The organism is Modestobacter sp. KNN46-3 (assembly GCF_011039295.1).
In genome coordinates this window covers 1-9,758 of record NZ_JAAKGN010000171.1, presented here as the reverse complement: position 1 = coordinate 9,758, position 9,758 = coordinate 1, and the positions used below count along the sequence as shown (strand labels likewise).

Sequence of the window (9,758 nt, the reverse complement as noted above, 5' to 3'; positions counted from 1 at the left end):
CTGCTGGGCGGGCCGTGTCGGGGCGGGCGGGCCCTCCGGGAAGATGACACCCGTGACTGCTCCACGCCGGCTGATGCTCGTGCACGCCCATCCCGACGACGAGACGATCAACAACGGGGCCACGATGGCCCGGTACGTCGCCGAGGGGGTGCACGTCACCCTGCTCACCTGCACGCTGGGGGAGGAGGGGGAGGTGCTGGTGCCCGAGCTCGCCCAGCTGGCCGCCGACCAGGCCGACCAGCTCGGTGGCTACCGGATCGGTGAGCTGGCCGCGGCGATGGCCGCCCTCGGCGTCACCGACTGGCGGTTCCTCGGCGGCGCGGGCCGGTACCGCGACTCCGGGATGATGGGGACGGCGGCCAACGACGCGCCCCGCGCCTTCTGGCGGGCCGACCTGGACGAGGCGGTCGCGCACGCGGTCGCCGTCGTCCGTGAGGTGCGCCCGCAGGTGCTGGTCACCTACGACGAGGACGGCGGCTACGGGCACCCCGACCACATCCAGGCGCACCGGGTCGCGATGGGCGCGGTGGAGGCGGCCGCCGACCCGGGCTACCGGGCCGACCTCGGGCCGGCCTGGCAGGTGGCGAAGGTCTACTGGAACGCCATGCCCCGCTCGGTGGTGCAGCGGGGGATCGACGCGATGGCCGCCCTGGGGGAGGAGTCGCCGTTCGCCGCGCTGGGCGACCTGGACGAGGTGCCGTTCGCCGTCGCCGACGACGTCGTCACCACCGAGGTCGACGCGCGCGCCCACGCCGCGCGCAAGGAGGCCGCGATGCGCGCCCACCCGACCCAGATGACCGTGGACGGCCCGTTCTTCGCACTGTCGAACAACCTGGGCCAGGAGGTGCTGGCCACCGAGCACTACCGGCTCGTCCGCGGGGAGCGGGGCCCGGCCGGGTCGGGCCCGCAGGGCTGGGAGGACGACCTGTTCGCCGGGCTGCCGGGGTGAGGCTGCTCCGGCTGCTGGGCTGGTCGGTCGTGGCGGTGGTCGTGTCCGCCTGGCTCGCGCTGGTCGAGGTGTTCTGGCTGCCCTGGCGGGTCGGCGGGGTGCCGGTGCCGATCTCCCTGCTCGTGGCCGTGGTCGGCAACCTGCTGCTGGTCGACGCGGCCCGCCGGCTGTCGGGCTCGCGGCTGGTCGCCGTCCTGCCCGCGGTGGTCTGGCTCGCCGTCGCGCTGACCGGCACGATGCGCCGCCCGGAGGGCGACCTGCTGCTCCCCGGCGGCGACGCCGCCACGCAGGCGGTCACCCTCGGGTTCCTGCTGGTCGGCGTGGTGGCTGCCGCCTTCGCCGTCGGCCGGGCGCTGGGCGCTGCGCCGGTCAGGCCGGCCGGTGCCGGTAGTGGTAGCGGTGGTGCTCGATGAACCCCGCCTGCCGGTAGAGCGCCCGGGCTGGGGCGTTCCCCGCGGTGACCTGCAGGTAGACCGAGTGTGCGCCCCGTTCGGCCGCCCACCGCCCCAGCGCGGCCATCACGGCGGTGGCCAGCCCGCGACGCCGGTGCTCCTCGGCCACGGTGACCGCGGTGACCCCCAGCCAGCCGTCGGTCAGTGCACCCCGGGCGACCGCCGCCAGCGGGGCCGGGGCCGGGACGAGCCGCACCGAGGCGAAGACGGCGTCCGCGGCGGAGGTGAGCACCTGGCGGGCGACCGGCGGCAGCGCCGCCCCCCGGTGCCGGTAGCCGGCCAGCCAGGCGTCGTCCGGCGTGGGGGAGAGGTCGACCGGGACGGCGGGCTCGGCCGGCCGGCCGACCGGTGCGGTGAGCACCAGCACGTCCTCGTCCCGGGTCCACCCGGCCGCGTCGAAGGCGGCGTCGGCGCGCCGGGACTGCACGCCGGGCAGCTGGGCGGCCGGCCGGAGCCCCCGGTCGTCGTACCAGCGGGTGACGGCGGCGACCGCCTCCGGCAGCGGCAGCCCGGGGTCACCGACGACCAGCGCCGAGTTGGCCCGCCCGGTGAAGCCGCCACCGGCGCGCAGCAGCCAGTCGCCCAGCCGCTCCTCCGCCAGCGCCTGCCAGCCACGGGCGGCCAGCAGCTCCAGCTCCGGTACCCCCAGGGGTGAGCGCCGCTGTCCCATGGGGTCGATCCTGCGGTCTCAGGTGGGCGGGGCCGTCACCGGGGTCGGCAGCCGCTCGGCGAGCCAGTCGAGGACGTGCTCGGCCGCCATCGGCCGGGCCACGTGGTAGCCCTGGGCGACGTCGCACCCCCACTGCCGCAGCGCGGCCAGCGCGGCGGCGTCCTCGACGCCCTCCACCACGATCGTCATCCCCAGGTCCCGGCCCAGCTGCAGCGTGCTCCGCACGATGGCCGCGGCCCGGACGTCGGAGGTGAGCTGGCCGACGAAGCTCCGATCCAGCTTCAGCTCGTGCACCGGCAGGGCGCGCAGGTACGTCAGGGACGAGTAGCCGGTGCCGTAGTCGTCGATCGAGAGCCGGACGCCGAGGGCCCGCAGCCCGGCGAGCACCTGGGAGCTGCGCGCCGCGTCGGCCATCAGCACGTCCTCGGTGATCTCCAGGGTGAGCGCGGCGGCGGGCACCTCGGTCGCCTCCAGCAGCATGGCGACCTGGTCGGGCAGGGCGACGTCGGCGAGGTTGGACACCGACAGGTTCACCGCGACCGACAGGTCGTGTCCGGCGGCGCGCCAGCCCTGCAGGTCGCGGAGGGAGCGCTCCAGCACCCGCAGTGCGAGCCGGCGCATCAGGCCAGCCTGCTCGGCGAGCCCGAGGAAGGCGTCCGGGGCGAGCAGGCCACGCTCGGGGTGCTCCCAGCGCACCAGCGCCTCCACGCCGGTGACCTGGCCGCTGCGCAGGTCCAGCTGGGGCTGGTAGTGCGGCACGAGCTGGTCGGAGTCCAGTGCGCCGCGTAGCTCCTCGAGGGTCTGCAGCCGGTCGCGGGGGTCCGTGGCGCCGTCCGGCGTCCAGACCTGGGAGCCGTCCCGGGCCCGCTTGGCCGAGTACATGGCGGTGTCGGCGCGGGCGAGCAGCAGCGAGCGGTCCCGGCCGTGGTCGGGGCACACCGCGATGCCGATGCTGGCGTCGACGTGCAGCGACATGCCGTCGAGCACGAAGGCCTCGCGCAGGGCGGCGCCGAGCCGGTCGGCGACCTCCTGGGCCCGGGCCGCGTCGGCGTCGGGCAGCAGGACGGCGAACTCGTCGCCCCCCATCCGGGCCAGCAGGTCCGCCGGGCCCAGTGGTTGCTCGAGGCGGGGGCCGACCAGGCGGAGCAGTTCGTCGCCGACGCTGTGCCCGAAGCTGTCGTTGACCTCCTTGAAGCGGTCCAGGTCGATCATCAGCACCGCACAGGACCGGCCCGGCGTCGCGTAGACGGTGCGCTCCAGCTCCTCGGTGAAGCGCCGTCGGTTGGCCAGTCCGGTGAGCGGGTCGTTGTGCGCCTCAAGCGCCAGCTGCTGGACGCGCAGCTGCTCCACCGCCCGCAGCTCGGCGTTCTGCACGACCAGGGCACCTTCGAGGACCACCTGCTGGACGGCCTGGCGCTGCGCCGGGGACCACTCGCCGGCCCCGCTGGAGGAGCCGGTGACGACCATGCCGAGCAGCCGGTCGCCGGACAGCAGCGGCACGCTGAGGTAGGAGGTGAGACCCAGCGCCTGCACCAGCTCGGGGTCCAGCAGGTCGCTGGCGACGGCGTCGGGGACGAAGACCGGGCGCCGGTCGCGGACGGTCAGCTGCCACAACCGGACGTCGCTGACGTCCTGGCCGACCAGCCGGTCGCGGATCACCTGGATGTTCTGCTCGGGCCACCCGACGTGGCGGACCTCGCCCAGCCGGCCGGCGTCGTCGAGCAGGTAGGCGGCGCTGCGCTCGGTGCCGGCCAGTCCCCGCACCACGGTGGCCAGCACCTCGGCGGCCTCGGCCACCCCGGTCGCCGACGCCCCGTCGACGAGCAGCTGGCGGACGGCGCGGGCGGTGCTGAGCGACGCGGCGCGGGCCTCGGTGGCGCGCGCCTGCTCGATGACCCCACCCAGGTGTGCGCCGGCGGCCGAGGCGAGCCGGCGGACGTCCTCGGAGAAGGGCTGGATGGAGGGGCTGTCCAGGGTCAGCACGCCGGACAGCTGCGGGCTGCGGCCCAGGGGCACGGCCAGGCCCGAGGCGATGCCGAACGCGTCGACCCACCAGCCGGTCAGCAGGTCGGAGTCCCGGTCGGCGGACATCGGGCGACCGGTGCGCAGCACCTCGTCGGCCAGCCGGAGCGGCTCGGGTGCCTGGCGGAACTGCGTCCAGGAGCCGACGTCGCGCCGGCCGTCGGCGTAGCTGGCCACCCGCGGGACCAGGACGCCGTCCTCCAGCAGGAAGACGCAGGCGCGGTGGACCTCGCCGAGCGCGGCGAGCTGCTCGCAGGCAGAGCCGAGGAGCTGGTCCATCGACCGGGCGAGGGCGGCGCTCTCGATCAGCCCGAGCAGCACCTCGGCCTGGGCCAGCCGACGCTGCTCCGACCGGCGCGTCCAGGCCGCCTGCAGGGCCACTGCCAGCCGCGGGGTGGCGTGCCGCAACTGCGACGCCGAGGCTGCCGCGGCCGGCTCGATGACGAGGGCACCGACGACCTCGTCGCCCACCAGGAGCGGCTCGCCGTGGGCCGAGCGGACGCCGTACCGGCCCGCCTCGTCGGCGAGCGACGGCGGGGCGTCGTCGAGGTGCATGTTCAGGGTGCGGCGCTCGCCGATCACCGCGGACAGCACCGGTGAACGCTCCAGGGACAGCGGCACCCGTTCGCTGGGCGGCACCTGACCGACCGGTCCACCGGAGCGGACCTGGCGGAAGGGGACGGCGACGCCGGTGCTGGCCTCGTGCACCCAGACGGCGACCCGGCTGGCGCCGGAGGTGCGCTGCAGCCGGAGCAGGAGCTGTTCGAGGGCGGCGACGGCGTCGTACGGCGAGAGCGGGTCTCCCTGCGCCGGCACACCGTCACCGGACGTCCTCACCTCTGACACACCGCTCCATCGGCGCGACGCGCCCGGTCTTGAGGGTGTGCGGCAGGTCACCCCCCGATCGGGTGGCGCGGTCCGGCGGCGCGTCGGCGGCCCACCCATCGCGCTGAGCGGGCAGGCCTCGGGTGATACTGGACATGATCCACCGCAGTCCCTGGCCTGCCAGGGAGCTCACCGCCCCGCACGTCCCGGAGGAACCCCGTGACCTACGTCATCACCCAGGCCTGTGTCGACGTCCTCGACAAGGCGTGCATCGACGAGTGTCCGGTGGACTGCATCTACGAGGGCGACCGGATGCTCTACATCCACCCCGACGAGTGCGTGGACTGCGGCGCCTGCGAGCCGGTCTGCCCGGTGGAGGCCATCTACTACGAGGACGACGTCCCGGACAAGTGGAAGGACTTCTACAACGCCAACGTGGAGTTCTTCTCCGACCTGGGCAGCCCCGGTGGTGCCGCCAAGACCGGCAAGATCAACAAGGACCACCCGCTGGTGGCCGCGCTCCCGCCCCAGGGCGAGTGAGCACGGTCCGGCTGCCGGACTTCCCCTGGGACTCGCTGGGCCCCGCCCGCGCTCGCGCCGCTGAGCACCCAGGTGGCGCGGTCGACCTGTCGATCGGCACGCCGGTGGACCCGACCCCGGCCCTGCTGGGGGAGGCGCTGGCCGCGGCCGGCGACGCCCCCGGGTACCCGACGGCGTTGGGCACCGTGGACGTGCGGCGGGCGGCGGCCGGCTGGCTCTCCCGTCGGCTCGGCGTCCAGCTGGCCGACCCGCTGGGGGCGGTGCCCTCGGTGATCCCCACGGTGGGCTCCAAGGAGCTCGTCGCGCTGCTGCCGACGCTGCTGGGGCTCTCCGGCACCGGGACGGTGCTGATCCCCGAGGTCGCCTACCCGACCTACGAGGTGGGGGCGGTCGTCGCGGGCCTGCAGGTGCTGCGCACCGACACCCTGCCGGCCGACCCCGGCAGTGGTCCTGGTGGGCCGGCCGTCCTGGTCTGGCTGAACTCGCCGGGCAACCCGCACGGCCGGGTGCTCACCGACGACGAGCTGCGCGCCTGGGTGGCCTGGGGGCGGACGCACGGCGTGCCCGTGGTGGCCGACGAGTGCTACGTCGAGCTGGGCTGGGACGGCGTCCGGCCGAGGTCGGTCCTGCACCCCGACGTCGCCGGGCCGGACCACAGCGGTCTGCTGGCCGTCCACTCGCTGTCCAAGCAGTCGACCGCCGCCGGCTACCGCGCCGGCCTGCTGTCCGGTGACCCGGCGCTGGTCCGCCGGGTGTGGGAGGTGCGCCGCCACCTCGGTCTGCTGGTGCCCACGCCGGTGCAGGCGGCGATGGCCGCCGCGCTGGCCGACGACGGCCACGTGGACGCCCAGCGGGAGCGCTACCGGTCCCGCCGGGACCGGCTGGCCCCGGCCGTGCGGGCCGCCGGTGCGCGGATCGACCACTCCGACGCGGGCCTGTACCTCTGGGTCACCCGCGACGAGGACTGCTGGGCGACGATCGACTGGCTCGCCGGGCTGGGCATCGTGGCCGCACCCGGCAGCTTCTACGGTCCGGCCGGGAGCCGGCACGTCCGGCTGGCGCTCACCGCCACCGACGAGCGGATCGACGCCGCCGTGCAGCGCCTCACCAGCTAGCTCGCGAGAGTGGCGCGGTGGGCAGCCGGGCTGACGCCGGTGGCCCGCTTGAACGCGGTGCTCAGCGCGAAGGGGCTCGCGTAGCCCACCCTGCGGGCGATGCCGGAGAGGGTCAGGCTGCGGTCGCGGAGCAGGTCGGTGGCGAGCGCGATCCGCCAGCTGGTCAGGTAGCTCATCGGCGGCTCGCCGACGAGCTCGGTGAACCGCCGCGCCAGCGTCGCCCGGGCGACCCCGACGGCGTCGGCGAGCGAGGCGACGGTCCACGGCTCCGCCGGGCGGTCGTGGAGCAGGGTCAGCGCGGGCCCGACGACCGGGTCGCCGGCGGCCACGTACCAGCCGGGGGCGCGTGCCTCCGGTCGGGCGGCCCAGACCCGCAGCGCGGACACGAGGGTGACGTCCAGCAGCCGGTCCAGCACGGCCTCCTGGCCGGGCGCCTCCCGGGCCACCTCCGCGGCGAGCAGCCGGGTCACCGCGGACGTGCCCTCGTCGGCGGGGACGACCACCAGTGGCGGGAGCGCCCGCACCAGCCGCTCGCCCACCGCCCCGGGCTGGGGGTAGGTGCCGGTGAGCAGCACGGTGCCCCCGGCGACGTCGTTGCCCCACGCGCGGGTGCCCAGCTCGGCCATCCCGGTGCCCGACCCGACGGGGGTGCACTGCTGCCCGGGGCCGACGGACACCTGCGGCGGCGTCGAGGGTTCGTCGGCGACCGTGTAGTGCTGCGGACCGCGGACCAGGGCGACGTCGCCGGCGCCGATGTGCTCGGTGCGGCCGTCGGCGAGCACCACCCACGCCGAGCCGTGCAGGACGGCGAGCAGGGTCAGTGGCGCCTCGTCGGCGATCCGCATCGACCAGGGCGGGCTGAGCAGGGAGCGCAGGAGGAAGGCCCCACGCGCGTGCGGGCCGTCGAGCAGGGCGGAGACGGCGTCCATGCGGCGCAGCGTAGACGCTGACGCATGTCTTCGCGCTCCTCGGCGATGGATCGTCTCGATCGGCCTCGCTGTACTGACGTCATGACCGAACAGCTGATCCTCGTGACCGGCGGCACCGGGACGACCGGCGGCCGCATCGCCCATCGACTGCGGGCCCGTGGCGTGCCCGTGCGGGTCGCTTCCCGGAGCGCTGCCTGCCGGCTCGACTGGGCCGAGTCCACCACCTGGGACGCCGCCCTGGCCGGCGCCTCCGCGGTGTACCTGGCGTACGCGCCGGACCTCGCCGTCCCTGGGGCGGACGACGTCCTGACCGCGTTCACCGACCGGGCCGCCCGGGCCGGGGTCGGCCGGGTGGTGCTGCTGTCCGGGCGCGGGGAGCCCGCCGCGCAGCGGGCGGAGCAGGCGGTACGGGAGACCGCCAGCAGCGCCGGGCTGGACTGGACGGTGGTGCGCTGCAGCTGGTTCGTGCAGAACTTCACCGAGGGGCAGTTCGCCGATGCGGTGCGCGCCGGTGAGATCGCGCTGCCCGTGGACGACGTGGTCGAGCTGTTCGTGGACGCCGACGACATCGCCGACGTGGCCGTCGCCGCACTGCTGGACGACGGGCACGCCGGGCTCACCCACGAGCTGACCGGGCCGCGGGCGCTGACCTTCGCCGCGGCGGTGGCCGAGCTCGCCGCGGCGACGGGCCGGTCGGTGGCCTTCCGGTCGGTGCCGCTGGCGGAGTTCACCGCTGCCCTGGCGGGTGACGGTGCGCCGCCGGAGGTGGTCGAGCTGATGGCCCACCTGTTCACCGAGGTCCTGGACGGCCGCAACGCCGCGCCTGCACACGGGGTGCAGCAGGCGCTGGGCCGCCCGGCCACCGACTTCACCGACGCGGTGCGGCGGAGTGCGCTCGCCGGGAGCCGGGCGTGAGCGGGGAGCGCCCACCCGTGCTGGTGGTCGCGACGATCGGGTCGGGGCTGGTCGCCGGTGCCTTCGCCGTCTTCAGCCTGATGGTGGTGCCGGCCCTGACCGCCCTGCCCGGCGCCGCCGGTGCGACGGCGATGCAGTCGGTCAACCGCACGGCGGTCCGCCCGGGCTTCATGACGCTGCTGTTCGGCACCGCGCTGGTCTGCCTGGTGCTGGGCGGGACCGAGCTCGCCGGGGCGCGTCGGCCGGCCGTGCTGACCGGTGTCGCGCTGTACCTGTTCGGGGTCGTCGGGGTCACCGTGCTGGCGAACGTCCCGCTCAACGACGCGCTGGCCCGGCTGGACGCCGCGGCGCCGGGTGCGGCGGAGGCGTGGCGGGAGAACGCCGGCCGCTGGACCCGGTGGAACACCGTGCGCTCGCTCGCCGCGACGGGCGCGGCGACCGCCTTCCTGCTCGGGTCGGCCGACTGACCGCCGGTCAGTCCAGGCGGAGCCGGAGCGGCAGCTCGAAGGCGCTCGGGGTGCTCTCCCAGCCGACCGCGGGGGTCCAGCGCCAGCCGTCCATCGCCACCTCGGTGACGCCGAAACGCTCGGCGTGCGCCACCGCCCAGGTGGCCTCCGGCCAGCCGGCGCCGGCGATGGAGACGGTGCCGTCGGTCTCGACCGTGGGCGGGCCGGCCTCCCGCCGGGCGGCCTCGGTGACCACGGCCGTCCGGTCGGCCAGGGTGGCCGGACCGGCGCCCGGCGCCGCGCCGCAGGTCAGGGCCTCCGGGGAGGTGGCGAGCAGGGCACCGCTCAGCGCGCTCGCCATCGGTTCCCACTGCTGGTACAGCTCCGGGTAGCCGCTGCGCTGGACCGCCTGGGCCACCTCGGTGAGCCGCCCGGTCTCCCAGCCGGGCACCTCCACCAGGCCGTCGAAGAACTTGCCGGCCGAGTAGACCGGGTCCCGCACCTGCGCCTCGCTGCCCCAGCCCTGCGAGGGCCGCTGCTGGAACAGGCCGAGGGAGTCGCGGTCGCCGTAGTCGAGGTTGCGCAGCCGGGACTCCTGCTGCGCGGTCGCCAGCGCGATGACGGTGGCCCGCGGTGGCAGGCCACGCGAGCGGGCGACCGCCGCGATCGTCGCCGCGTTGGCCGCCTGTTCGGCGGTGACGCTGACGTCCGAGCCGGGGACCGTGCACCCGGCGAGCACCGACGGCGTGCCCTCCTCCTCCCGCCAGAGCAGCGCGACGGCGGCGAGGAGGGCGGCGACGAGCACCAGCGGCCCTCGCAGGGCTGGGGCAGCGAGGCGCAGGTGCGGGACCCGGTCTACTCGGCCGGCAAGTTCTTCGACGGCCTGGTGGAGGTT

The 9,758-nt window shown here is 75.9% G+C and carries 9 protein-coding genes and 1 pseudogene; 6 read left to right on the top strand and 4 right to left on the bottom strand.

Annotation, left to right across the window (positions count from 1 at the left end; translation table 11 throughout):
• Window positions 1-52: 52 nt before the first annotated feature.
• Together mshB and G5C62_RS23100 are read left to right on the top strand one after the other, a co-directional pair.
• Complete coding sequence (gene mshB, locus G5C62_RS23105; protein WP_206330811.1) at window positions 53-949, top strand: N-acetyl-1-D-myo-inositol-2-amino-2-deoxy-alpha-D-glucopyranoside deacetylase; 897 nt, start codon at window positions 53-55, stop codon at window positions 947-949.
• The gene (locus G5C62_RS23100) at window positions 946-1,362 is read left to right on the top strand and encodes a hypothetical protein (protein WP_164702842.1); all 417 of its coding nucleotides are present in this window, start codon (window positions 946-948) and stop codon (window positions 1,360-1,362) included. Before mshB ends, G5C62_RS23100 begins: the two co-directional genes overlap by 4 nt.
• On the opposite strand, the gene G5C62_RS23095 is transcribed toward G5C62_RS23100, so the two are convergent.
• Together G5C62_RS23095 and G5C62_RS23090 are read right to left on the bottom strand one after the other, a co-directional pair.
• Window positions 1,319-2,071 carry a GNAT family N-acetyltransferase gene (locus tag G5C62_RS23095; protein WP_164702841.1) on the bottom strand — a complete coding sequence of 251 codons (753 nt, stop codon included), beginning with the start codon at window positions 2,069-2,071 and terminating at the stop codon, window positions 1,319-1,321. The genes G5C62_RS23100 and G5C62_RS23095 overlap by 44 nt on opposite strands.
• 18 nt (window positions 2,072-2,089) lie before the next feature.
• Window positions 2,090-4,909, bottom strand: coding sequence for an EAL domain-containing protein (locus G5C62_RS23090; RefSeq protein ID WP_164702840.1), 2,820 nt, complete (start codon window positions 4,907-4,909; stop codon window positions 2,090-2,092).
• A gap of 228 nt (window positions 4,910-5,137) precedes the next feature.
• Here G5C62_RS23090 and fdxA point away from each other — a divergent pair, with 228 nt between their 5' ends.
• The gene (fdxA, locus tag G5C62_RS23085) at window positions 5,138-5,458 is read left to right on the top strand and encodes a ferredoxin (protein ID WP_014739194.1); all 321 of its coding nucleotides are present in this window, start codon (window positions 5,138-5,140) and stop codon (window positions 5,456-5,458) included.
• A complete protein-coding gene (gene dapC, locus G5C62_RS23080; protein ID WP_164702839.1) occupies window positions 5,455-6,573 on the top strand; it encodes a succinyldiaminopimelate transaminase in 1,119 nt (372 codons plus the stop codon). The genes fdxA and dapC overlap by 4 nt, the downstream gene beginning before the upstream one ends.
• Here the strand turns inward: dapC and G5C62_RS23075 are convergent.
• Entirely contained in the window at window positions 6,570-7,502 is a 933-nt protein-coding gene (locus G5C62_RS23075) for an AraC family transcriptional regulator (protein ID WP_164702838.1), read from the bottom strand. The two genes, dapC and G5C62_RS23075, sit on opposite strands and share 4 nt — an antisense overlap.
• Window positions 7,503-7,583: 81 nt before the next feature.
• Here G5C62_RS23075 and G5C62_RS23070 point away from each other — a divergent pair, with 81 nt between their 5' ends.
• Complete coding sequence (locus G5C62_RS23070) at window positions 7,584-8,417, top strand: NAD(P)H-binding protein (protein WP_241176076.1); 834 nt, start codon at window positions 7,584-7,586, stop codon at window positions 8,415-8,417.
• Window positions 8,414-8,884, top strand: a complete 471-nt coding sequence (locus G5C62_RS23065; RefSeq protein ID WP_206330810.1) for a DUF1772 domain-containing protein — start codon at window positions 8,414-8,416, stop codon at window positions 8,882-8,884. Before G5C62_RS23070 ends, G5C62_RS23065 begins: the two co-directional genes overlap by 4 nt.
• Before the next feature lie 7 nt (window positions 8,885-8,891).
• Here G5C62_RS23065 and G5C62_RS28775 read toward each other — a convergent pair.
• Window positions 8,892-9,758 (bottom strand): annotated as a pseudogene (locus tag G5C62_RS28775) (hypothetical protein); the annotation flags it as partial.

Excerpts from the sequence above, each read along its gene's own strand:
- G5C62_RS23095 (WP_164702841.1), bottom strand. The coding sequence starts at position 2,071 with ATGGGACAGCGGCGCTCACCCCTGGGGGTACCGGAGCTGGAGCTGCTG.
- G5C62_RS23075 (WP_164702838.1), bottom strand. The coding sequence starts at position 7,502 with ATGGACGCCGTCTCCGCCCTGCTCGACGGCCCGCACGCGCGTGGGGCC.
- G5C62_RS23070 (WP_241176076.1), top strand. The coding sequence starts at position 7,584 with ATGACCGAACAGCTGATCCTCGTGACCGGCGGCACCGGGACGACCGGC.